This window comes from Arcobacter sp. s6 (assembly GCF_040884245.1).
In the GTDB taxonomy this organism is placed as follows: domain Bacteria; phylum Campylobacterota; class Campylobacteria; order Campylobacterales; family Arcobacteraceae; genus Aliarcobacter.
On sequence record NZ_JBEVTN010000021.1, the window covers coordinates 25,513 to 48,618 of the forward strand.

Sequence of the window (23,106 nt, forward strand, 5' to 3'; positions counted from 1 at the left end):
AGTTAGATTTACACTTTTGCCATTTCTACAAATAAAAAATGTGAATTTTCTAAGGCTTTGATATTTAATTGTTTTTCATCTATTATTTCAATTGCATCACCATTATTTAAATCAATTCCATTTATATTTGATTTTCCTTCAATTTGTACAAAATAAACTTGTTTATTTTCATTTATTTGAAAAGCTAAATTTTTATTTGAATCTAATTGGCTAACAAAAATATTTATATCTTGATAAATCTTTATATCAGCGTTTCCTTCTTGTCCTGAAACTATATTTAATAATTTGTTTTTTCTATCAATTTCTTCAAATCTTTTTGAGCCATAAAGTCTTGGAAGTCCAGCTTTTGGAGGAATAATCCAAATTTGTAAAAGTCTTAAATCATCACTTTTATGAAGATTATGTTCACTATGGTATATTCCATCACCTGCACTTAAGTATTGAACTTCACCTCTTTTTAAAGTCTCACTATTTCCCATTGAGTCTTTGTGTGTAATTTCTCCATTTACAATGTAAGAAATGATTTCCATATTTGAGTGGGGATGTGTATCAAACCCTGAATTTGCATGAATAATATCATCATTTAGAACTCTTAAAACTCCAAAATTCATATTATTTGGATTTCTATATTCTGCAAAACTAAAATGAAATCGACTCTCTAACCACCCAAGATTTGACGTACCCATTTTCTCTTTTGGTAATTTTTTTAACATTATTTACTCCTTTATAAAATTTGTAAATTGACTTAAAATTCTTTCTAGGCTATCTTCATTACAAGTTTTTTGGTAAGTAGCAATAATTTCTCTTGGCATAACAACTGCTCCAAGTCTTGTAAATTGACTTCTTAGTGCATTTAATAAATCTTGCCCATTACTTCCTGAATGAGTTGCCAATTGGATTTTTTTCATTGTAAATAATTTTCTAAAATTATCGCCAATTCTTGAAATCCAAGCTATTGTATTTACAAGAACAGGTGGAACACCAAAATTGTATTCAGGAGAAACAAAAATATAAGCACTTGCTTTTTCCATTTCTTCTGCTAAGTCTAAAGCAAGTTGGGGAATTCCATCATTTTGTTCTTTTAATGTATCATACATTGGTAGTTCTAATTCTACTAACTTTATTATTTTTGAATCTATATTTTGTTTATCTAATTTATTTTTTATAGTATTTGCAAGTTTTATATTTTCATTTAAACTTGCTACAAGTATTAGTACCATTTTTAATCCTTTGTGAATTTATTTAATTAGTTTTATTTTTCATCAAAAATAAAACTTTCCATAGAAATATTTGAATATTGTATTTCACTATTAACTGATAGCCCTTTTTTATTTATAGCACTACCATAAGCTATAAATAATGGTAAAAAATGTTCAGTAGATGGATGGTTTTTACGGAAATTAATATCAGATTTTATATTTAATAAACTATTTTCTTCTGCATTTTCTATAATATATTTAATTTTTTCATTAAAATCTTTTGCATAAGTTTTTACAGTAGAACTATAACTCATATCCCCAAGATTATGTGTAACACCACCACTACAAATAATTAATGCTTCCTCTTTAAAACTTTTTAATTTCTCACCTAAATTAATTAATTCAGCTGGAGTATAAGAATAAGGAATACTTAATTGAAGTACTGGAATATCAAGTTTTTCATATAATAAAGACAAAACATTCCAAACTCCATGATCATAACTATTTCTATCATTATCAATAGAAATAGTTATATCTAAATCTTTTAATTTATTCATAAGATTCAAAGCTAAATCCTTATCACTATTTATTTCATACATGACTTTATATAATTCATCTTCAAAGCCATAAAAATCATACATAATCTTATTTGCATTTGGATCTATGATTTTTAAGTCATTTGTAACATAGTGTGCTGAAATAACAATAATATATTTTGGTTTAGTTAATTTCTTACCTAGTTTTTGAAAATTTCTTTTTGATTTTGAGTCACTCAAAATTATATTTGGAGCACCATGTGAAATAAATAGTGTAGGATTCATTATATTATCTACTTCGCGTGTGAGCCATCACAGAATGGTGGGTTAGCTGTTTTCTTACAGCCACAAATATGATACTCTTTTGTTTCAGATACTGTAAAAACTTTTGGAGTAAATTCTGTACCTTTATGTGAACCATTACAAAAAATTCCATCTTCACTTTTACCACATGTACAGTAGTAATATTCTTTATTTGCTTCTAAATTTATTGCCATATTATTTCCTATTAAATTTTAGCTAATTACTTAGCTAAAATTCCTTCTACTTCGATATTTAATTTAACAGTTTCATCAACTAAAACACCACCAGTTTCTAAAGCTTTGTTCCAGTTAAGTCCAAAATCTTTTCTATTAATTTTTCCAGTTAATTCTAATGCAACTCTCGTATTTCCCCATGGATCAACAGCTATTCCATTGTTTTCAAAATCAAGTTTAACATCTTTTGTAATACCTCTAATAGTTAATTTTCCATAAGCAGTATCCCCATCAACTTTATCTAATTTAAATGTAAGTGTTGGATTATTTGCTAAGTCAAAGAAATCAGCTGATTTTAAGTGAGCATCTCTTTTTTCATCCTCCGTATTAATTGAAGCAACACTTGCTTCACCATTTAAGCTTTTTAATGTTTTTGTTTTTTCATCGTATTCAAAATTACCATTAAATTTATCAAATTTTCCACTTACATTTGAAATCATCAAATGTTTTACTTTAAATCCTATATTTGAATGACTTGTATCTACATTATATGTTCCTGCAAAAAGCGCACTTGAAGCTACTATTGAAGCTAAACCTATTTTTAAAAATTTCATATTATTCCTTTTTATATGTTATATTACTAATTAGTACTATTTAAGCAAAAAAATATTAATTTGCTTTATAAACCTTATTTAACAATTCATATAAAGTATTAAGTTCATCATCACTTAAAACTTCCATTGCTTTTGTTAAATTACTTGCATGATTTGGAAACACTTCTTCTATAATTTCTTTACCTTTTTGTGTAATAGACAAAATTGATGCTCTACTATCATTTGGATCTTTAACTGAAGTAATCCATTCATCTCTTTTAAGATTTCTAACTACTACTGTCGTATTTCCAGGTGTACTCATTGTTAATTTTGTAATAGAGCCTATATTTAAATCCCCTAAGTGATATAAAACCTCTAGTACTTTAAATTGATTAAACGTTAGGTTATGTTTTGCTAAATGATTTACTGTTAAATTATTGATTTTTAAATTAGTTCTTTCTAATCTAACAACTGTTTTCATAGATTTATCTGTTCTAATTCCATAAGATTTTAAGTGTTTTTCATTCATTTACATACTCCTAGCAGAATTATAGTACTAATTAGTAATAATGTCAAGTATTTTAATAACAAATTCTAATAAACTTTCTAGTACAATGGATCTCCTATTTAAAAATCATTCCAAGGAAATAAAAATGAGTCTTTTTTTAATAATACTATTTAAAGTATTTCCAATTTATATTAATGTTATTTTAGGTTATCTATCGTCTAAAGTATTAAAAGTACAAAGAGAGTCAATTGCAACTTTACTTATTTATATATTAGGTCCTATTGTTGTATTTTCTGCAACTTTAAGTGTAAAAATAGATTTTGCTGTGGCTATTCTTCCAATATTTTTATTTATTTTTTGCTCTATTATTGCATTTATTTCATTGGCTGTTTTCCAAAATTCTTGGAAAGACCCAACTGGAAATATTTTGTCATTTTCAGCAGGAACTGGAAATACTGGTTTTTTTGGTATTCCATTAGCAATAATTTTATTCCCACCTTATCTTGCTGATATTTATATTTTCACTGTATTAGCTTCTCTTTTATATGAAAGCACAACTGGTTTTTATGTAACAGCCAAAGGAAATTTTACAGTTGCACAAGCTTTAAAAAAGATGTCAAAGCTTCCTATTTTATATGCTTTTATATTAGGTATTATTTTAAATATTGCAGGTTTTGAGATTCCTGAGACTATTAGTTCTTACACTGGGCAATTTAAAGGTGCTTATGGAATTTTGGGAATGATGATGTTAGGAATGGGCTTAATTGGGCTTAAAAATGAACCTGATAATTTTGATATGAAGTTTATTTCAATTACTTTCTTTTTGAAATTTATTTTTTGGCCATTAGCAATATTAGGAGTAATTTATATAGATAAAGAGTTTTTATTTATTTTAAATAAAGAGCTATATGATGTTTTATTTTTATTTGCAATTGTTCCACTTGCAGGAAATACAGTTACCCTTGCAGTATTATTAAATGCAAAACCTGAAAAAGCTAGTTTAGCTGTGTTTTTAAGCACTGTTGTTTCAGTTGTTACCATACCACTTTATATATATTGGTATGGTGGTTTTTAGTTTTTAGTATTTATTATTTATCCGAAGTAGTTGATATTTCAACTCCTTCGTATGAAGTTGTTTTTATTGCCTCTAAAATATCCTTTAAATTTGTTTTCTCATTATAAGTAACTGTAACTTCTTTTGTATTTAATCTAACACTAACTTTTTCAACTCCATCAAGCTCTTTTACAGCTTTTTTAACAGCCGTTGTACATAAAGGACAATGCATTCCTTCCACTTTGATTAAAGATACGTTTGAAGCAAAAACAACAGAACAAAGGGTAAATATAGTAAGTAAAATTTTCATAGTTTAATCCATAAAGTAAGGTATTATTTCAGGGTAAAACAACAAAAATATCAATAAAAAAAACAGACCAATACTAAAAGTATATTGAGTGATTTTTCTTTTTTTATCTTTTTGACAAGAGATATTTTTATTTGATTGTCTCATTGCTAAAATAAATAAAAGCACTGTTAAAATAACCATAGGAATACGAAGATATTCTAAACTTGTAAAGTAAGTCAAAACTCCACTTGATATTCCAAAGAATATAAATAAAAATGCAGGTAAACAGCATAGTGTTGATAAAAGAGCAGCGCTAACTGCCCCAAATATCGTTAAAGATTTTCTTTTCAAATGATTTCTTGTGAAGTATAGCTATACTCAAAAATTTTAGCATTATAGTAATCAAGGGCATCTTCACCAATTTCTGCATAAGGATAACCTAGCATATTAAGTGGATATTGAGTTGGTTTTGGATTTAAAACGAAATCTCTAGCACTATTAAATGCTACCCAGTTCATTTCCCATGAACCGAAGAAATATTTTTTAACATCTTTGATTTTTTTATCTTCATTTGTCAATTTTTCTGAAAGTCTTACTTTTGTAACATCAGCTGGATCAACAGGAACCCAAGCTAAACCATCAATATAAAACTCAGCTCTACAATGTTGTGCACCTGTAATTTTTGCAAAACCATTTTCATCTGCTTTACCACAAGCATTTGAGATTTTTGATTGCCCTGCTCTAATTCCAAAAATTTCTCTTGCAGGAATTCCAACATTTCTTAATAAGCATACAAATACTGAACTAATATCTGTACATTTTCCACCATAAATTTTATCTTCTATAGATTTTTGAGCATCACCAATTCCACAACCAACTACACTTTCATCTCTAAACATAGTTGTAACTGTCCAGTCATAAATAGCTTCTGCTTTTGCAAGTGGAGTTTTTGCATTTTTTGTGATATCTTTTGCAAGCTTTGTTAAACTAGGAGTAATTGGAACGTGCTTAGTTCCCTCTAGGAAAACTTTTACATCACTTGGATAATTCATACTTGATGTAGCTTTTGAAAAATCTGTTGTTCTTTCTTGCATAATTACATCAAAGTTTATTTCCAATTCAGATTTTTTATCTGATTTGTCCCATTTTACATATAAAACTCTTGTATCATATTCATTTTTCACTATTTTTGCTTCAGTAAAGTTTCCTTTATAATCAAAAGATACAACTTTATGGTAACTTTCATCTTTTGGAAGTGGTACCCAAAGTTGAGTTATTTCTTTACTTGGATTGATTGAATAATTGTTTGCAACACTAAATTTTCTTGGTTTGCTTGTGATTCCAAATGGATTTGCTTCTTTATTTGCAAACGCAAAACTTGGAGCTAATAAAGCAGCACTTGATATGGCAGCCGTTGTTTTTAAAAATGTTCTTCTTTGCATGTGAGATAAACCTCTAATAGTTTTTTGTTCTACTGTAGAGATAAAGTAAGTATAGTTAACTTTATGTCAAACCATAACCTATGGTCTTGAACTAATATGGGAAGATGATAATATATATTTTATAAATAAATACTTAAAAAGTAAAAAAAACTTTACTTGTTTATAATGAATATTTTAATAAATTGTAAGTATAATAATAAAATACTAAATAAAGAAAAAAAATCCATATAATTTAATATAAGGAGTCAAATGAACAATGAATATAAATTAACAAAATTTGTTCAAGCTGCTGGTTGAGCTGCAAAAATGGGTCCGGGTGATCTTAAACAAACTATTTGCTCTCTAACACCAAATGATGAAAGAATTTTAGTAGGATTTGATACAAGTGAAGATGCAAGTGTTTATCAAATAAATGAAACACAAGCCATAGTTCAAACACTTGATTTTATAACTCCTGTTGTTGATGATCCATATATTTATGGACAAATAGCAGCTGCCAATGCTCTTAGTGATGTGTTTGCAATGGGTGCTGAAGTTAAAACTGCTATGAATATAGTAGGATTTGACAAAAAGAACCTTTCAAAAGAGGCTTTAGGTCTTATTTTAAATGGTGGAAATGAAAAAATTAAAGAGTGCGGTGGTGTTCTTTTAGGTGGTCATACTATTGAATCTCCTGAGATGTATTATGGACTTTCAGTAACAGGAATGATTCATCCAAATGATATAGTAAGAAATAACACGCCAAAAATTGGGCATGTTTTAGTTTTAACAAAACCTATTGGAATGGGGATATTAACAACAGCAATAAAAAGAGATTTGATACCCTTAAATCTTATAAAAGATTGTGCGAAAATAATGGCAAGTCTAAATTACTTACCATCAAAAATAATGAGAAAATATGAAGTAAGTTCATGTACAGATATTACAGGATTTGGTCTTTTAGGACATGCATTGGAGTGTACAAATGATTTAGTATCCTTCAGTATATCTTGTAGTAGTGTACCAATAGTAAAAGAAGCAATTGATTTAGCTGCAGATGATATAATACCAGGAGGGACAAGAAGAAATATAAAATATGTAGAAGATAAAATTTTATATATGAACAATTTACCTACTTACTGCAAAGCAATTTTATGTGATGCTCAAACATCAGGTGGTTTATTAATTGCAATGAAAGAAAATGATGCAAAAGAGTATATAAAAGAACTAGAAGAACTATCTTTTGGATATGCAAGTATTATAGGACAAGTTATTCCAAGAGGTGTACAGCCTATTATTATTCACTAAATTAAGTAAAGATATATCTTTACTTAATTAGTCAAAGTGTACAAACTTTATTTTTCCCTGTAGTTTTAGCTTCATATAAAGCATCATCAGCTCTTTTGAATATAGTTTTTATATTATCATCTTTTTGAAATTGAGATAAACCTAAACTAACAGTTTTGGTTCCTATTTTATCAAATTTTGTGTTTTCTATAATCTTTCTAATATTTTCTGCAAGAATTTTTGAATTATTTAAATTTGTATTATTACAAATAATTATAAACTCTTCGCCACCCCATCTTCCGACAATATCAGTAATTCTAATATGAGATTTTAAAATTTTTGCTATTGTTTGTAAAACATAATCTCCTACATCATGACCATATGTATCATTTACCTTTTTAAAATTATCAATATCCAATAATATAATAGAGAAATCAATTTTATATCTTCTAAATTCTTCTATTTTTATTAGCATAAGTTCATCAAGTTTAAGCCTGTTATATAAACCTGTTAACTTATCAGTCACTGATAATTCTTCAATTCTTTTTTTATCTGTAATATCTTCTGAAATTGATCTATAACCTATTTTTTCACCATTTTTAAAAATTGGTTCAATATACATATTAAAAATTATTGTACTTTTATCTTTTTTCAAATTTGTAATTTCACCAGACCAAACCTGATTATTACTTATTGCATTCCACATTTTTGCAAAAAATTCATTATTCATATTAGGATGTTTCATAACATCATGTGTAAATCCAATTAATTCTTCTTTTGAAAACCCAATAACATTACAAAAAGATTCATTTACATCAGTAATTATTCCAGTTTTGTCTGTTGATAATATTGACACATACTTATTAACCATTTTTTGTTGTTCTTCAATTTCATTTTTTACTTTTACCAACTCTTTATTAAGAAGAATAATCGCTCTATTTTTATATAAAATAGCTAAAACAATAAATAAAAATAAAGCAGAAATTTGCCACAAAATTTTATAATTAAATTCTTGAGATACTTTTATTTCTACCCATTTACCAATAATTGTTCTTTTGTGTTCTTCACTAATAGAATCTAAAGCCTTTTGCATAATAGTATTTAATATTGGTTCATCATTTCTTGAAGCAATACTAAGTTCAATATTAAACTCTAGTTTTCCTGCAATTTTTAAATCAAACATAGAGTATTTTTGAATACCATAACCAATAGTTGGCATTGTATCTATATATCCGTATAATTCACCATTACTAACTTTTTCTAATCCTTCTTTAGTATCTGATACTTCAATTATTTGTATAGAGGGATTTTTTTGTTTTAAAACTTCAATAAATGCATAACTTCTTACAATACCTATTTTTTTATTACTAAGAGACGAAGAATCTTTTATAAATAGTTTATCCATTTTTGTAGCAATCACAAAAGGTTCAGAAACATAAGGTTCTGTAAAATTCATAGCATCCCTACGACTTGGAACATTCATAGCTACTGGTAAAACATCACATTTTCTATCCCTAATATTTTGCAAAGATTGTAACCATTCATTTGTAGGAACAAGTTCAATTGGTTTATCAATATACATTGAAATAATATTCATAATATCAGCACCAATTCCTATATGTTTTCCTTTTTCATTAATTTGTTCAAAAGGAAGCCAATTTGGTAATACACATATTTTTATATTTTTTTTACTTTTTAAATAATTTAACTCTTCTAATTCAATATCATCATTTTTATAATCTAATGTTGAAATATTCATCCATTTTTCTTTTAATTTAGCAATTTCACTATGATTAATTTCTGAATTAACTTTTTCCAATATAGATTTTAATATTAGATTATCTTTATGTACAGCCATAGGAAGATTTGTTTTTAATGAAGTTCCAAAATCATCAACAGTAATAGTTTTAACATTACTTAACCAATTCTTTTGAATATAATAATTAAGAGTAGGTAAACTCCCAATTACTGCATTAGATTCACCCATTGACAAAGTTTGAATTGCTTTTCCTATTGATGATGTTAATAGTAAAGAATATTCTGGAAATTTTTCTTTTAAATAGTTATGTAAAAAAGAGTTATTTGTAACAGCGATTAGCTTATTATTTAAGTCTTTCATTGAATTAACATTACTGTTTTTATTAACTGCAATTCCTGTAGTATATTCAATATGATTAAAATTTGTAAAAGAAAAATACTCTTCTCTTTCTTTTGTAATTGCAACGTGAGGAATTAAATCTATTTCATTATTTTTTAGCATTTGAAGATAATCATCCCATGATTTATGACTAATAAACTTTATTTCAATATCTAAATAATCTCCTACTAATTCCATATAATCTACACTATAACCTTTCGCTTTACCATTTTCGTAAAAATTAAAAGGAGGCAATGTGTCCACATTTGCAACTGTTAATACTTTTTTATTTTTCAAATACTCTTTTTCTTCATTTGTTAATGATAAGTTTTTTATATTTTCATTTATAATTTGAGATGTTAAAAAGTTTTTTTTATTTATGTCTGATTCTTGTGGAATTGAAATATTTTGAGATGCATTTAAAATAAATAAAAAAGAAATAATTAAAATAAATATTTTTATCAAAACATGTACGCCTTATCATTAAATCATATATTTTATCACAGATATCTTTATTATTATATTTATGTTTAATTTATCTAAGGAAAGTAAATTTTTATTTACCATTTATTAAGTAAGTATGAATTATTTATAAGATAAAATCTTCAAATTATGATTTAAAACTGAAGTTAACGATGTTATTATAGCTTTTAAAGTGGCGAGAAGACGAAGGAATCGAACCTCCCACGGCGTATTACACATAAACCGTCAATCAGGGTTGAAGCCTGTGGTGCCCACCAGGTACACTTGTCTCCCACTTATAGATGAGATTTTACATTAAAAAATTTTAAAACTATCTGAAAGGGTAAAAATGTCTTTACTTAAATCTATTCCAAAAATTGATAAGTTTATCAATAACAAAGCTTTTGATGGATTTTCAAAAGAATTAATCACTAAAATTTCTAAAGAAATTATAGAAATCTTACGAAAAGATATATTAGATAATAAAATTGATTTTATCAATGAAGATATATTGATATTTAAAGTTTTAGAAAAATATAATAATTTAATTGAGCCTTCACTACAAACTGTTATAAATGCAACTGGAATTATAGTCCATACAAATTTAGGTAGAAGTTTAATAAATAAAAAAAGCCTAAAAAAAGCTATAGAAATAGCAACTTCGTATAACAATCTTGAATACGATTTAATAGAAGGCAAAAGAGGAGAAAGATACTCACACATTGTAAAGTCTTTACAAAACTTAACAGGCTGTGAAGATGCTATTGTTGTAAACAACAACGCAAGTGCTGTATTTTTAATATTAAATACATTTGCTAAAAATAAAGAAGTAGTAGTAAGTCGTGGTGAGTTAGTTGAAATTGGTGGAAGTTTTAGAGTTCCTGAAGTTATGGCTCAAAGTGGAGCTATCTTAAAAGAAATTGGAACTACAAATAAAACACATTTAAGAGACTATGAAAATGCTATAAATGAGAGTACTTCAATGCTTATGAAAGTTCATAAATCTAACTATTCTATTGAAGGTTTTTCAAGTGATGTTGATTTTGAAGATATTGTAAAAATTGCAAATCAAAACAATGTTATTGATTACTATGATATGGGAAGTGGCCATATGATTGATTTACCTTTTAATCTAAGTAATAAAGAGCCTTCTATTTTACAAATCATGAAATATAATCCTTCACTTCTTAGCTTTTCAGGTGATAAACTTCTAGGAAGTGTACAAGCAGGAATTATAATAGGTAAAAAAGAATTGATTTCAAAAATCAAAAAAAATCAACTCTTGAGAATGCTAAGAGTTGATAAAATTACTCTTAGCATTTTAGAAGACAATCTAAACTCATATTTAAAAAATGAACTAAATGATATCCCAACTTTAAATATGCTTTTTACATCAATAGAAACTTTAGAAAAAAGAGCAAATACTTTAAAAGAAAAAATACAAAATATTTGTATTTGTGAAGTTATAGGAAGTGAAACTTTAATAGGTGGAGGAACAACACCAAATAGAAAAATTCCATCTATTGCTTTAACTATTTCTTTTAAAGATTTTAAAGCAAATAAAATCGAAAAACTATTTAGACAAAATAATTTAATTACAAGAATTGAGAATGAAAAAGTTCTTTTAGATTTTAGAACCATTCAAGAAAATGAAATAGAGCAAATAGCAAATATAATAAGTGGAGTTTTTAACTAATGTCAAATATCATTATAGGAACAGCAGGACACATTGACCACGGTAAAACAGCTTTAATTAAAGCTTTAAATGGCTTTGAAGGTGATAGTACAAACGAAGAAAAACAAAGAGGAATCACAATAGATTTATCTTTTTCAAATTTATCAAAAGCTCAACAAAATATTGCTTTTATAGATGTTCCAGGACATGAAAAACTTATTAAAAATATGATTGCAGGTGCATTTGGATTTGACTATGTAATGATTGTAATTAGTGCAGCAGAAGGAATAAAACCACAAACAGTTGAGCACTTAGAAATCATCAATCTTTTAGGTCTAAAAGAAATAATTGTAGTTCTTACAAAAAAAGATTTAGTAAGTGAAAAACAATTAGAAGAGAACAAAAAGCAGATATTACTGTTTTTAAGCACTTTTGATTTTGAAATAAAATTTATACATGAAGTTTCTATTTATGATAATAATTCCATTGAAAAACTAAAAAACTCTTTATTTTCTATAAATAGCAGTATAAAAGAAGAAGAAAATTTCTTCAGATATTATGTAGATAGAGTATTTTCACCAAAAGGAATTGGTACAGTTGTGACAGGAACTGTTTTAGGTAAAAAAATTGAATTAAATGAAAAAATATTTATTTGTGATTCACAAATAGAATCAAAAATAAAAAATATCCAAGTCCATAATACAAATGCTCTTGAAGCAAACATCTCTAATAGAGCAGCACTAAACCTACAAGGTGTAAATATAAATCAAATTAAAAGAGGCGATTTAATTACAAAAAAAGGTCATATCAGAGGTTTTGATGGGATTGATGTTTCATTTAAATGTCTAAAAGACAAAACACTTCACCATAATCAAACATATACTTTATTTATTGGAGCAAAAAAAGTAGAGGTAAAAGTTTTACTGTTTGATTGTATCACAAATCTTGAAACAGGTTATGCAACACTTAAAGCTGATGAAAAATTGTATTGTATTTTTGGAGAAAAGATTATTTTAAGATCTGCAAATGATACTATTTGTGGTGGAAAAGTTTTAAATCCAGTAATTGATCCTATGAAAAAACATCAAAAAAGAAGATTATTAGAAGCCTTAGATAAAAGTGATTTTACACAAGCATATAAAGAACTTTTAGATGCACATAAAAAAGGTTTAGGAATCATCTCTTCAACCCAAAGATTTGCACTTTCTCACGAAAGAGCAATTGAGTTTGCCCATGAACTTGAAAATGTTTTTGTTGATGTTAAAGAACTAGTAATTTATCCAATAGAAACAAAAGATTATATAAAAGATTTTATAAAAATAATCTATACAAAAAATACTTATGCCCTACTTTCAAATGCCTCAATAAATCTTAGATTAAAATGGGCAAGTACTGCATTTATTCAAAGTGCTTTAGATGAACTTGTAAGTGAAGAATTCTTAGTAAGAGATGCTTCACTTTATAAAAATGCAAATATTACAGAGGATTTTTCAAAGGAGTTAGAAACAGTATTTCTATCTAGATTAAAACAAGAAGATATAACACCAACAGCTCCTTATAATATTTATGATGATTTGGATATTGATAGAAAACTAGGTGATGATATTTTGAAATCCCTAACAGCAAAAAAACAAGTAATAAGACTACAACACAATCTTTTTATACATTTTGAAAGTTTAAATAAAATAGTAAAAGCTATGAAAGAAATCATAAAAGATGATGGTTTTATAGAAATTTCAAACTTCAAAACTAGATTTGATTTAAGTAGAAAATATCTAATTACTTATCTTGATTATTTAGATAATTATTCAAATATTAAAAAAATTGAAAATAAAAGATTATTTAATTAAATAATCTTTTATTTTTTTAAAAGTTTTAAAAACTCTCCCATTCATCATTTTCTTTTACATTTGAAGTTTTTACAACTTGTGATTTTTTAGACTCTTTTTTAGGAGTTACAATTTGTTTCATCTCAACTATTTTTTGATGATTAATATTTTTTGCTTTTACATTTTCTTTACCTTCAAACTGTTTTTCATCTGCATCTGTAACAATTCTTGTAGCTATTCCTTGTGTCTCGTTTGCTATTTCTTTTGTTTGGCTAGCAACTAGAGCATTTGCTTGTGTTTGTTGATCAAGGGAATTAATAGCATTATTAATTTGAGCTATTCCTTGTTGTTGTTCTTTTATTACAATTTCTACACTTTTGATTAATTGCATTGTTTTAGAAATATTCTCAGTTAATCCACCATAACCTTGAATCATTTTATCAGCAATAGTTTTACCATTATTTGCTTTTCCCGTAGCATTTTCAACTAAATTTTTTATCTCTTTAGCTGCTTCTGCTGATCTTGATGCTAGATTTCGAACTTCTTGAGCAACCACTGCAAAACCTCTACCTGCTTCTCCAGCTGTTGCTGCTTCAACAGCTGCATTTAATGAAAGAATATTTGTTTGAAAAGCAATTTGATCAATAACTGTAATTGCTTCATTTATTGCATTTACTTGATTATTGATTTCATCCATTGAAACAGTTGTTTCACTTGCTAGTTTCTGACCTTCATTTGCAGAACTTGTAAGTTCATTTGCATAAAAAACCATTTGCATTACATTTTGTGTATTATTTGACATATTACTTGTAATTTCTTCTAAGGCTGCTGCTGTTTCTTCAATACTTGCTGCTGCTTGTGTTGAAGCACTACTTAACTTATCAACATTTAATAAAAGATAATTCGCACTATCTTGTAATGATAATCCATTTTCTTTATTCAACACTAGCATATCACTTATTACTTTTGCCAAAGAATTCAATCCAATAGCTGTTTGTCCTGTGGCATCAGGAATTCTATAAGCAAAATTTAAAGCTTGAAATTGAGTTAATGCAATTTCAATTTTATTTATATCACTTGAAACTTTTCCCGCTATAATTTTTAACATTTCATTAAAAATCACTTTTAACTCTTCAAGAGATTCATTTTCAGTACTAGCATTTACTTTAGTACTTAGATTACCTGTCTTAACAACTTCAACTACTTTTTTAACATCCTCAATTAAATTTTCATCTTGAAATATTAATTTTTTTGTTTTTTCAATATTTGTATTTACAAGTTCTGAAATTTTACTAATTTCATCATTTGAACTTGTATCAAGTACTGATATATCTTTAGTTTCTTTGTTTAAGAAAGCAAAAAATTTAAGTAATCCATCTTGTAATTTTTCAATAGAATTTTTAATATCTCGACCAAGTAAATATGAAAACAAAATTGTTAATAAAATTGTTAATACCGCAATTATCAAAAATACATTTAATGAAACATCCATTAAGTCATTTGTATCATTCTTATTTAAATCAATTACTTTATAAGTTTCTTCTGTAAAAAAATCTATCAAATCTCTCATTGATTCATAATCATTTAAATATGTAGAAAAATAAAAAGCTTTAGCTTCATCTAGTTTCTTATCTTTTATTAATACTATGAGTTTTTCTACATTAATTTTTGTTAAACCATAATATTTATCAAATTCTTCAAACTTATTTTTTTGATTGATTAATCTATTTGTTAATTTTAATTTAAATTTTTCAAAACGTTGATAAACTTGAAGCATATTATCATTAACGCCTTTTTCAATTAATTTATTAATTTTTTCATTATCTTCTAATGTTATCATTTGAAGTAATGCCACATTTGATTGATAAGAATCTCTATCTGCTTCCAAAAGAAATGTAATACCTGAAAAATTTACATCTGCTAATTCTTTAACATTAGATTTCATATTTGATATATTATATGAAACCAAAATACTTGATGATATAGATAATACTAATAATATAAGAAATGAAGCTACAATCTTATTTTTTATATTCATAATTCTCTCTTTATTGTTATAATTAGATTCTATCATAAATTATAAAGATTATTTTCTAATATTTCTTTATTTATATAATTATTTTATCAACAATTTATACTTAACTGCTAAAATTTCAAAATGAAATTAACTAAAGAGCAAGAAGAGATAATCAATAGTGATAAACTCTCATTTAAAATCAATGCCGTAGCAGGAAGTGGAAAAACAACAACACTTCTTGAATACGCAAAAAAAAATTCCCATTTAAAAATACTATATCTTGCATATAATAAATCCCTGCAAGTATCATTACAAGATAAGCTAAAAGAATATAGACTTCCTTCTATGCAAGTAAGCACTATTCACTCTTTAGCATATAGTAAAATAGAAGCATACAACTATAATTTAACACATGATTTAAAAAACCAAGTAATTGAAAAGATTATAACAACACACGAGCAAATCACAAATCAAAAAGCCTATTATCCAATACCTGAATATGTAGCTTTAGTAAAAGATTTAGTAAATTTTTATTGTAACTCTGCATTAATTGCTCTTGATAATAAGCTAATAGAATCATATAAAAAACAATCAGAATTAGGTGCAAAGATTTTAGAGCTTATAAACAAAAATGAGAAAAGAGTATTAGAGCATTTAAAAACTATTTTAAGTGCTATGAAAAATAAAGTTATAGATGCAACCCATGATTTTTATCTAAAAATGTTTTATTTAAATAAAAAGGTATCCAACAATCTACCCTATGATTTAATTCTAGTTGATGAGGCTCAAGATATAAGTGATGTGATGATTGGAATTGTTGAAAATCAAACTTGCAGACGTATTTATGTGGGTGATTCATTTCAACAAATTTATACTTTCAGGTTTGCATCAAATGCTTTAAATAAAATAGATTTACCCTCTTTTGATTTAACAAAAAGTTTTAGATTTGGAGATAATTACGCAAAAATCTTGCAAAACAATCTAAATAAACTATATGAAATAAACTCAAGTAAAACCCTAAAAATAACAGGTTTAGACTGCACGACACAAATAGGAAAAGAGCACATAGATTTTAATAAACCCTTTTGTGTAATAGCTAGAAGCACCTTTGGATTGGTTCAGCAATTAGTCTATTTTATTCATGATAAAAAGAAAATATATTTTGAAGGTGGATATAATTCATACTCATTTATGAACCAAACCGTTTACTCTATTTTTTATCTAAAACAGAAAAAAAACGACAAAATAACAATTGATGAAATCAAAGATTTTGACACAATAAGTGAGCTTGAACAGTTTGCAAAAGATACAAAAAATCAAGATTATTTAAATATTATAAAATTTATAAATACCTATGGTGACAATATTTTTGATATAAATAAAAAAATAAAAGAACATTTAGTAAGTGATAAAAATCAAGCTGATATTATCTTTACAACAACCCATAAATCAAAGGGTTTAGAGTACGATCAAGTTATAATGGCAGATGATTTTATTTCAAAAAAAGAGATAGTAAACACAAAAAATAAAATGTCATATCAAAGAGTAAATGAAGAGTTAAATATCTATTATGTAGCAGCAACAAGGGCTAAAAATGTAATACAACTAGCTGATTTAAATCTTTCATATACCTATAACGAAAATGATGAAAGCTCAAGCTTTGTAAAATCTCGATTTATAAATAAAAGAGCTGATAATAAAAAAAATAAGGAACTTCAAGAAGAGTGGTTAAAGAAAAATCGAGTTAATAAAATAAATGCATTTTAAATTTAAAGCAATATATTTACAAATATTTGCTAAAATAATAATAGAAATAAATAAGGGAATTTAATGCAATATTTTGGAACAATTGAAACTAAATATGAAGAGATTTTTTTAACACAAAGTTATATGTATTTTAATGCACAAGATGAAGAAATAACTATTAAAGAGTTAAAAGAGAAAATAAAAACAGCAAAAGATAGAAAGAAAAATATCATAGGAACTGTATTTTTATACAGTCCGATGGTGACTCCAGTAGGATTTGATTCAAATAAATATTTACTAGAACAAGATTTTGAAGATTTTGGAAAAATGATTGAACTAAAGGCTGAAAACTATATTACAGTTTTCAAACAAGCTATGAGAGACCATTGTGAGGGTAAAATTGTAGAAATAAGAAATCTATTTAATTTAATTGAAAAAAACATTGATATTCCTGTTTTACTTGAAAAATTTAATAGTGATTTAGAGAGCTATAACTCTTTTCAAACAACACAATTTGATAGAGATATTATGTATTTAGATGCTGCAAATTTAATTCCAAGCGGTAAATTTGTATTCTTCTGTTGGGGAGATAAAATCAAAGAAAAAGAGTTCCCATATATAAATGATTACGCAAGAACTTTATATGAAAATAGTATGAAACTTGGTAAAAAAGTAGTTTTTGTTTATAAAAAAGAAAAAACACAACAAGGTGCTGTTGATTATCTACAATTTTCAAATCCAATGCAGAATTATAAATATAAAAATGCAATAATTAGTTCAATAAAAAAAGCTTTTGAAGAGTTTCCACCTTCAATAACACCTTACGAATAGGAAAAATTATGCCTAACATTGAATATCTAAGAACCCAAACAGTACTATTTGTAGAAGATGAAGAACTCGCAAGAGACGTTCTTGCAAAAATTTTAACAAAAATTTTTAAGAAAGTTATAACAGCTACAAATGGACAAGAAGGATTAGAGAAGTTCAATAATTTTAAAAATACAAATGAAGCAATTGATTTAATAATTTCAGATATAAACATGCCTATAATGAATGGTCTTGAAATGTTAGAAGATATTAGAAAAATAGATTCTGACGTCCCAGTAATTTTTGTAACTGCTAGAAATGAAACAAGTAATATATTAAAAGCGATTGATTTAAACGTAGCTAATTATGTAATAAAACCTATTCAAACAGATGTTTTATTAAATAAAATTTTTGATGCTTGTGAAAAAAAATTTATTCAAAAACAATTAGATGATAAACAAAAAGAACTAGCAGTATATCTAGAAGCTGTTGATTGTGTTGCTTTAATTTTTAGAATGAAAGATGATGGACAAATTACATTTGCAAATAAAAGTCTTCTTGAAGCATCTTTGTATTCACAAGAAGAAATAGAAAATCTAAATTTTAATAATTTAATTCATCCAGACATACCTAAAGATTCTATAGATAAAACCTGGGAATTTTTAAGAGAAGGAAAAATCTGGAGTGGTAATACAAAGTTTATAGCAAAAAATAAAGAAGCTTTTTATTTAAAAAACACAGTATTCAAAGTAAAAATCAATTCTCAAGATGAGTATATAACAATTGGATTTTCAACTACAAAAGAAAATAATGAGAAACGAGAATTCCATAAAAAAGTATTAATGAATGTACAAGAATTTAATAGAAAAGAGTATTCATACAAAAAAGAAATTGCTGAACTGAATGATAAATTAAAACAATTAGAAGCATATCTTCCTAGGTTATATGAAGAATTAGAAGACCAAAAAGCTAAAACACTTAGTAAAAATAGACAATTAGAACACTATGAAATGCAAATGCATAATGTGGATGAAAAATATTATGGACATATGTCTGTAAAAAGTAAAGAAGTTGATGAATATTCAAAAGTTATTTCAGGATTAAGACAAGAAAATGCAAAGCTTAAAGAAAAAAATGAAGCATCACAAGAAGAAGTAATAGCCACTAAAAAAGAGTTAACACTTCTAATGGAAACAAATAACAGTAAAAATCGAAGAATAAATGATTTAAGTGATGTAATAAGATCTCTTGAATCAAAAATAAGAGATATTACAGCAGGACAATAATCTAAGTCTTCTTTTGAGGAAGGGCTATAATATATCTTAGTCCTTTTTCAGTATTATTTACTTTTAAATCTCCTTTAAAACTATTCTTTATAACAAGTTTTACCATGTATAAGCCTGTTCCTGTTCCGTTAGATTTAGTAGTATAATAAGGATCAAATAACTTCTCAAAATTATCAATATTAACTCCTCCTGCATTATCTTCAATAATTAATATAGTATAAGTACTTTTCGATAATACCGTAATATTTAACTCTTTATTTTTAACATTTCTTTCTTTAAAAGCATCAATCGCATTATTTATAATATTTAAAATAACTTGATCTAATTCTGTTTCTATTCCATAAACATTTTCATCATTAAGTTCTAGATTTAACTTTATTTCATTCACTTTAAATTGATTCCCAAGAAGTCTTAATGATCTTTCTATTGCATCTTTTATACTAAAATCTCTTTTTTGTTTATCTGGATTAAAAAAATCTCTAAAGTTATCAATGGTATCACTTAAAAATTTTATTTGCTCATTTGTATTTTTTGAAAATTTATCAATAAAAATTTTATCAATTTCATTTGAATAATAAGAGTCTTTCACATCATTACAATATAAGGACAAAATATTTAAAGGTTGTTTTAATTGATGAGATATGACACCTATCATTTCTCCCATAGTTGCCATTCGCGATTGATGAATTAATATTTTATCTTTTGATACAATTTGAGCTTCATCTAATTTTTGTTTTTCAAAAATATCAATATAAACTTTTAATTTTGAATTTAATAAAATATCATGAATAGGTTTAGTTATATACTCAACTGCTCCCAAGTTATAACCTCTTGTTTGATATTCATCTTTATCATAAATACCTGTGATAAAAATAACTGGAATATTTTTTGTTCTTTCTATATTTTTTAAATATTCTATAAATTCAAAACCATCAATTTCTGGCATTTGGACATCTGTTAAAATTAAATCAATATTTTCATTCATTAATATTTCTATTCCCTCTTGAGCACTAAGAGCTGAAAAAATATTTACATCAAAACCATCTTCAATCATCATTTTTAAAGAATAAATATTTTCAGGAACATCATCTACTAGTAAAAGGCTAAATTTTTCCATTATTTTTCCATACTATTTAAAATTTTATTTAATAATTCTGCTTTAGATATACTTTTATTTATATATTTATTATTATTTTCCATAAGTTTGAAAGATAGAATCAGTATATTAATATTTTTATCTAGACAATAAGATATAAAATCTTCAATCTCATCACTTAAATCTTTATCATCTAAAAGTACTAAATCAAAAGTTTTATCTAATTTATCATAAGCTTCTTCTATAGATTTACTATAATCTAATTTAACATTTTCTTTTTTTAAAGAAACTGCAAATGGAAAGAAAAAAGCAGGATCGCTATTAATAACTAATAACTCTTTTTCTTTATTAATAATTGGTTCTTCAATACTTACATCATCCATATCAAAAAATACTATATCTTCAATAACTGTGTTATCTTCTTTTGAAGATATATTAACTTTATCATCTGAAATATTTTTTATATTTGTTTTCTTAGGTAAAATCAACTCAAAAGTACTACCTTTTTCTAGAGTAGAAAAAGCTTTTATATCTCCTCCTAATAAAATTGATAATTCTTTAGAAATAGCTAAACCAAGACCTGTACCACCATATTTCCTAGTGGTACTTCCATCTGCTTGTTTAAATCTTTCAAAAATATGATTTAGTTTATCTTTTGCTATTCCAATACCTTCATCAATAACTTTGATTGTAATATCATTAGCATTTTCTTCCAAAAAGATATTTACAGCTCCCTTAGAAGTGAATTTTATTGCATTACTTAAAAGATTTTTTAGAATTTGTTTTATTCTGTGGGAATCACTTAAGAGAACAACATCTTTTAATAAGCAATTAAATCCTAATAAGAGATTTTTTTCATTTGCTAAAGGAGTCATTTCATTAACCAATTCTTCAATCATATCATGTATATTAATTTTTGATAAATTAATAGATATTTCCCCTGCTTCCATTTTCGAAATATCTAAAATATCATTTATTAAAAGTAATAAATCATTTCCACAAGTATTAATGATTTTCATATTTTTAATTTGCTCATCATCTAATTTCTTGTTCTTGTTTTTGCTCATGATTGATGATATTACAATTATTGAATTTAAAGGAGTTTTTAATTCATGGGACATATTTGCTAAAAAATCATTTTTATATTTATCTGATTCAATTAGTTGTTTTTGTTGCTCTTTTAATTCTTTTGTCAAACTATTAAGCATATTATTCTTATTTTTCATTCTTTGTACATTTAAGCAAGCATCAATACTAATATTTAATTTAACAATTAAATCTTGGAACATTGATAATAAAAATTCAAAATTTGTATCTGCATCTTCATAAATGATAACAAAGGCTCCTTTCTCTAAAGGAATTAATAATATTTTTTCATCATTATGATCGATAAGTTTTGTGAATGATATATTTTCTATATTTGCTTCTAATAATTCTTTATCAAAACTATTTTCTGAAAAATAAGATAAATATAAGTAAGAGGTATTTGAGTCATCTATTAAATAAAAAAAACCATTACTAGCATTTGTATCTTCTACAAATGTGATTAATACTTCTTTTAACATACGATTTAAATCTAAGCTGTTACCTATTGAACTATGACATTTATAGGTTAGAGCTAAATGTTCCATAAACATAATTTACATCCTTTTAGGATTAAATAATTTTTTAACTATAGAGATTATATTACCATAAACATTGTTTATTAGTAAAGTTATTCATAAATAAAAATTTGTATTATAAAATTAAATATGATAGAATGAGCAAAAAAATTAAGGTACATACATGAAACTAAAGAAAATATTACTAAGCATAGGTATTTTAGGACTTTTAGGAGTAAATGCTGCTGATTCAAACTCTGCAAAACATTATGGTTTTTCTGCTATATTTGGATTTACAAGTGAAACATTAATTCATAAAAACTTCACAAGTTTAAATGATATTGAAAGAGTTTCTTATGCAACATTACTTGGTTCAACTCCTGGATTGATAAAAGAATTAACAGATGATAAGTTTTCAAATGAAGATATGGCATTTAATGTAGCTGGTGCATTAACAGGAGCTTTATTATCTAATTATTTAAATAATAACACTTCAATTTTTGTTACTCATAATGAAGAAGAAAAAGCTACAAAAGTAAACTTAGCATATAATTTCTAAAATTTTTGGATTTTCCAAAAATTTTAGCTAACTTTAATAAACTTATGATTATAATTCCATCCACTTAAATTATTGGGGTATCGCCAAGCGGTACGGCAACTGCTTTTGGTGCAGTCATTCCTAGGTTCGAATCCTAGTACCCCATCCATTTAATTTAAGTATTTTTTCAACGGTGAGGTTGGAGAGTGGTCAAATCCTGCGGACTGTAAATCCGCCGCCTACGGCTTCGAAGGTTCGAATCCTTCTCTCACCACCACTTTTATCTTTAAAAGAAACAATGGTTCGATAGCTCAGTCGGTAGAGCAAAGGATTGAAAATCCTTGTGTCGACAGTTCGATTCTGTCTCGAACCACCACTTCTTTTGAAGTCTTTATATACACATGTGCGAGTGTGGCGGAATAGGTAGACGCGCGGGACTTAAAATCCCGTTCCGGTTTCGGAGTGTGAGTTCGATTCTCACCATTCGCACCATTGTATTAAAATCATCAATTTATTTTAATTTAAATCACTAACTTCAAGCTTTTTTAT

Annotated in this window: 21 protein-coding genes and 5 tRNA genes; 12 read left to right on the forward strand and 14 right to left on the reverse strand. The window is 26.0% G+C overall.

Annotated elements, in window-relative coordinates; genetic code table 11:
- Positions 1 to 8: 8 nt before the first annotated feature.
- The 6 genes from ABVS04_RS13185 to ABVS04_RS13210 are packed head-to-tail and all read right to left on the reverse strand — an operon-like array spanning position 9 to position 3,333.
- Positions 9 to 713 (reverse strand): pirin family protein, encoded by a 705-nt coding sequence (locus ABVS04_RS13185; RefSeq protein WP_368031222.1) that lies wholly within the window; start codon positions 711 to 713, stop codon positions 9 to 11.
- 3 nt (positions 714 to 716) lie between these two features.
- Complete coding sequence (locus tag ABVS04_RS13190) at positions 717 to 1,220, reverse strand: NADPH-dependent FMN reductase (protein WP_368031223.1); 504 nt, start codon at positions 1,218 to 1,220, stop codon at positions 717 to 719.
- 32 nt (positions 1,221 to 1,252) lie between these two features.
- Positions 1,253 to 2,020 carry a class III extradiol ring-cleavage dioxygenase gene (locus tag ABVS04_RS13195; RefSeq protein ID WP_368031224.1) on the reverse strand — a complete coding sequence of 256 codons (768 nt, stop codon included), beginning with the start codon at positions 2,018 to 2,020 and terminating at the stop codon, positions 1,253 to 1,255.
- An 8-nt stretch (positions 2,021 to 2,028) separates the two neighbouring features.
- Positions 2,029 to 2,232: a CDGSH iron-sulfur domain-containing protein gene (locus ABVS04_RS13200; RefSeq protein WP_368031225.1), complete on the reverse strand. Its 204-nt coding sequence runs from the start codon at positions 2,230 to 2,232 to the stop codon at positions 2,029 to 2,031.
- 26 nt (positions 2,233 to 2,258) lie between these two features.
- Positions 2,259 to 2,825 (reverse strand): YceI family protein, encoded by a 567-nt coding sequence (locus tag ABVS04_RS13205; protein ID WP_368031226.1) that lies wholly within the window; start codon positions 2,823 to 2,825, stop codon positions 2,259 to 2,261.
- A gap of 55 nt (positions 2,826 to 2,880) precedes the next feature.
- Positions 2,881 to 3,333, reverse strand: coding sequence for a MarR family winged helix-turn-helix transcriptional regulator (locus ABVS04_RS13210; RefSeq protein WP_368031227.1), 453 nt, complete (start codon positions 3,331 to 3,333; stop codon positions 2,881 to 2,883).
- A gap of 124 nt (positions 3,334 to 3,457) precedes the next feature.
- Between ABVS04_RS13210 and ABVS04_RS13215 the strand changes: the two genes are divergently transcribed.
- A complete protein-coding gene (locus ABVS04_RS13215; RefSeq protein WP_368031228.1) occupies positions 3,458 to 4,387 on the forward strand; it encodes an AEC family transporter in 930 nt (309 codons plus the stop codon).
- 13 nt (positions 4,388 to 4,400) lie between these two features.
- Here the strand turns inward: ABVS04_RS13215 and ABVS04_RS13220 are convergent, their stop codons facing one another.
- The 3 genes from ABVS04_RS13220 to ABVS04_RS13230 are packed head-to-tail and all read right to left on the reverse strand — an operon-like array spanning position 4,401 to position 6,097.
- Positions 4,401 to 4,676, reverse strand: coding sequence for a heavy-metal-associated domain-containing protein (locus tag ABVS04_RS13220; RefSeq protein ID WP_368031229.1), 276 nt, complete (start codon positions 4,674 to 4,676; stop codon positions 4,401 to 4,403).
- Positions 4,677 to 4,679: 3 nt separating this feature from the next.
- Entirely contained in the window at positions 4,680 to 5,006 is a 327-nt protein-coding gene (locus tag ABVS04_RS13225; protein ID WP_368031230.1) for a hypothetical protein, read from the reverse strand.
- On the reverse strand, positions 5,003 to 6,097 hold the full coding sequence (locus ABVS04_RS13230) for a transglutaminase-like domain-containing protein (RefSeq protein ID WP_368031231.1): 1,095 nt from the start codon (positions 6,095 to 6,097) through the stop codon (positions 5,003 to 5,005). The genes ABVS04_RS13225 and ABVS04_RS13230 overlap by 4 nt, the downstream gene beginning before the upstream one ends.
- A gap of 249 nt (positions 6,098 to 6,346) precedes the next feature.
- On the opposite strand from ABVS04_RS13230, the gene selD reads away from it, so the two are divergent.
- Positions 6,347 to 7,384 carry a selenide, water dikinase SelD gene (selD, locus tag ABVS04_RS13235; RefSeq protein ID WP_368031232.1) on the forward strand — a complete coding sequence of 346 codons (1,038 nt, stop codon included), beginning with the start codon at positions 6,347 to 6,349 and terminating at the stop codon, positions 7,382 to 7,384.
- A 31-nt stretch (positions 7,385 to 7,415) separates the two neighbouring features.
- Here the strand turns inward: selD and ABVS04_RS13240 are convergent, their stop codons facing one another.
- Positions 7,416 to 9,965 carry a transporter substrate-binding domain-containing protein gene (locus ABVS04_RS13240; protein WP_368031234.1) on the reverse strand — a complete coding sequence of 850 codons (2,550 nt, stop codon included), beginning with the start codon at positions 9,963 to 9,965 and terminating at the stop codon, positions 7,416 to 7,418.
- A 191-nt stretch (positions 9,966 to 10,156) separates the two neighbouring features.
- Positions 10,157 to 10,256: transfer RNA gene (locus ABVS04_RS13245), tRNA-Sec, on the reverse strand.
- Between the two features lie 55 nt (positions 10,257 to 10,311).
- On the opposite strand from ABVS04_RS13245, the gene selA reads away from it, so the two are divergent.
- Positions 10,312 to 11,658 carry an L-seryl-tRNA(Sec) selenium transferase gene (gene selA / locus ABVS04_RS13250; RefSeq protein WP_368031235.1) on the forward strand — a complete coding sequence of 449 codons (1,347 nt, stop codon included), beginning with the start codon at positions 10,312 to 10,314 and terminating at the stop codon, positions 11,656 to 11,658.
- Positions 11,658 to 13,487 carry a selenocysteine-specific translation elongation factor gene (gene selB, locus ABVS04_RS13255; RefSeq protein WP_368031236.1) on the forward strand — a complete coding sequence of 610 codons (1,830 nt, stop codon included), beginning with the start codon at positions 11,658 to 11,660 and terminating at the stop codon, positions 13,485 to 13,487. The genes selA and selB overlap by 1 nt, the downstream gene beginning before the upstream one ends.
- Positions 13,488 to 13,512: 25 nt before the next feature.
- Here the strand turns inward: selB and ABVS04_RS13260 are convergent, their stop codons facing one another.
- Complete coding sequence (locus tag ABVS04_RS13260; RefSeq protein ID WP_368031237.1) at positions 13,513 to 15,504, reverse strand: methyl-accepting chemotaxis protein; 1,992 nt, start codon at positions 15,502 to 15,504, stop codon at positions 13,513 to 13,515.
- 120 nt (positions 15,505 to 15,624) lie between these two features.
- Here ABVS04_RS13260 and ABVS04_RS13265 point away from each other — a divergent pair, with 120 nt between their 5' ends.
- From ABVS04_RS13265 to ABVS04_RS13275, 3 genes are all read left to right on the forward strand, one after another.
- Complete coding sequence (locus tag ABVS04_RS13265; RefSeq protein ID WP_368031238.1) at positions 15,625 to 17,250, forward strand: UvrD-helicase domain-containing protein; 1,626 nt, start codon at positions 15,625 to 15,627, stop codon at positions 17,248 to 17,250.
- 63 nt (positions 17,251 to 17,313) lie between these two features.
- Positions 17,314 to 18,060 (forward strand): hypothetical protein, encoded by a 747-nt coding sequence (locus ABVS04_RS13270; RefSeq protein ID WP_368031239.1) that lies wholly within the window; start codon positions 17,314 to 17,316, stop codon positions 18,058 to 18,060.
- 8 nt (positions 18,061 to 18,068) lie between these two features.
- Positions 18,069 to 19,322, forward strand: coding sequence for a response regulator (locus ABVS04_RS13275; protein WP_368031240.1), 1,254 nt, complete (start codon positions 18,069 to 18,071; stop codon positions 19,320 to 19,322).
- 1 nt (position 19,323) lies between these two features.
- Here the strand turns inward: ABVS04_RS13275 and ABVS04_RS13280 are convergent, their stop codons facing one another.
- Positions 19,324 to 20,439 (reverse strand): response regulator, encoded by a 1,116-nt coding sequence (locus ABVS04_RS13280; protein WP_368031241.1) that lies wholly within the window; start codon positions 20,437 to 20,439, stop codon positions 19,324 to 19,326.
- Positions 20,439 to 22,055: a sensor histidine kinase gene (locus ABVS04_RS13285; protein WP_368031242.1), complete on the reverse strand. Its 1,617-nt coding sequence runs from the start codon at positions 22,053 to 22,055 to the stop codon at positions 20,439 to 20,441. The genes ABVS04_RS13280 and ABVS04_RS13285 overlap by 1 nt, the downstream gene beginning before the upstream one ends.
- Positions 22,056 to 22,203: 148 nt before the next feature.
- Between ABVS04_RS13285 and ABVS04_RS13290 the strand changes: the two genes are divergently transcribed.
- From ABVS04_RS13290 to ABVS04_RS13310, 5 genes are all read left to right on the forward strand, one after another.
- Positions 22,204 to 22,578, forward strand: coding sequence for a hypothetical protein (locus ABVS04_RS13290; protein WP_368031243.1), 375 nt, complete (start codon positions 22,204 to 22,206; stop codon positions 22,576 to 22,578).
- A gap of 73 nt (positions 22,579 to 22,651) precedes the next feature.
- A tRNA-Gln gene (locus ABVS04_RS13295) sits at positions 22,652 to 22,726 on the forward strand.
- A gap of 23 nt (positions 22,727 to 22,749) precedes the next feature.
- Positions 22,750 to 22,834, forward strand: a tRNA-Tyr gene (locus tag ABVS04_RS13300).
- 23 nt (positions 22,835 to 22,857) lie between these two features.
- A tRNA-Phe gene (locus tag ABVS04_RS13305) sits at positions 22,858 to 22,933 on the forward strand.
- Positions 22,934 to 22,962: 29 nt separating this feature from the next.
- Positions 22,963 to 23,049, forward strand: a tRNA-Leu gene (locus ABVS04_RS13310).
- Positions 23,050 to 23,106 lie beyond the last annotated feature (57 nt).

Excerpts from the sequence above, each read along its gene's own strand:
- ABVS04_RS13185 (WP_368031222.1), bottom strand. The coding sequence starts at position 713 with ATGTTAAAAAAATTACCAAAAGAGAAAATGGGTACGTCAAATCTTGGG.
- ABVS04_RS13190 (WP_368031223.1), bottom strand. The coding sequence starts at position 1,220 with ATGGTACTAATACTTGTAGCAAGTTTAAATGAAAATATAAAACTTGCA.
- ABVS04_RS13195 (WP_368031224.1), bottom strand. The coding sequence starts at position 2,020 with ATGAATCCTACACTATTTATTTCACATGGTGCTCCAAATATAATTTTG.
- ABVS04_RS13200 (WP_368031225.1), bottom strand. The coding sequence starts at position 2,232 with ATGGCAATAAATTTAGAAGCAAATAAAGAATATTACTACTGTACATGT.
- ABVS04_RS13205 (WP_368031226.1), bottom strand. The coding sequence starts at position 2,825 with ATGAAATTTTTAAAAATAGGTTTAGCTTCAATAGTAGCTTCAAGTGCG.
- ABVS04_RS13210 (WP_368031227.1), bottom strand. The coding sequence starts at position 3,333 with ATGAATGAAAAACACTTAAAATCTTATGGAATTAGAACAGATAAATCT.
- ABVS04_RS13215 (WP_368031228.1), top strand. The coding sequence starts at position 3,458 with ATGAGTCTTTTTTTAATAATACTATTTAAAGTATTTCCAATTTATATT.
- ABVS04_RS13220 (WP_368031229.1), bottom strand. The coding sequence starts at position 4,676 with ATGAAAATTTTACTTACTATATTTACCCTTTGTTCTGTTGTTTTTGCT.
- ABVS04_RS13230 (WP_368031231.1), bottom strand. The coding sequence starts at position 6,097 with ATGCAAAGAAGAACATTTTTAAAAACAACGGCTGCCATATCAAGTGCT.
- selA (WP_368031235.1), top strand. The coding sequence starts at position 10,312 with ATGTCTTTACTTAAATCTATTCCAAAAATTGATAAGTTTATCAATAAC.
- selB (WP_368031236.1), top strand. The coding sequence starts at position 11,658 with ATGTCAAATATCATTATAGGAACAGCAGGACACATTGACCACGGTAAA.
- ABVS04_RS13260 (WP_368031237.1), bottom strand. The coding sequence starts at position 15,504 with ATGAATATAAAAAATAAGATTGTAGCTTCATTTCTTATATTATTAGTA.
- ABVS04_RS13265 (WP_368031238.1), top strand. The coding sequence starts at position 15,625 with ATGAAATTAACTAAAGAGCAAGAAGAGATAATCAATAGTGATAAACTC.
- ABVS04_RS13270 (WP_368031239.1), top strand. The coding sequence starts at position 17,314 with ATGCAATATTTTGGAACAATTGAAACTAAATATGAAGAGATTTTTTTA.
- ABVS04_RS13275 (WP_368031240.1), top strand. The coding sequence starts at position 18,069 with ATGCCTAACATTGAATATCTAAGAACCCAAACAGTACTATTTGTAGAA.
- ABVS04_RS13280 (WP_368031241.1), bottom strand. The coding sequence starts at position 20,439 with ATGGAAAAATTTAGCCTTTTACTAGTAGATGATGTTCCTGAAAATATT.
- ABVS04_RS13285 (WP_368031242.1), bottom strand. The coding sequence starts at position 22,055 with ATGTTTATGGAACATTTAGCTCTAACCTATAAATGTCATAGTTCAATA.
- ABVS04_RS13290 (WP_368031243.1), top strand. The coding sequence starts at position 22,204 with ATGAAACTAAAGAAAATATTACTAAGCATAGGTATTTTAGGACTTTTA.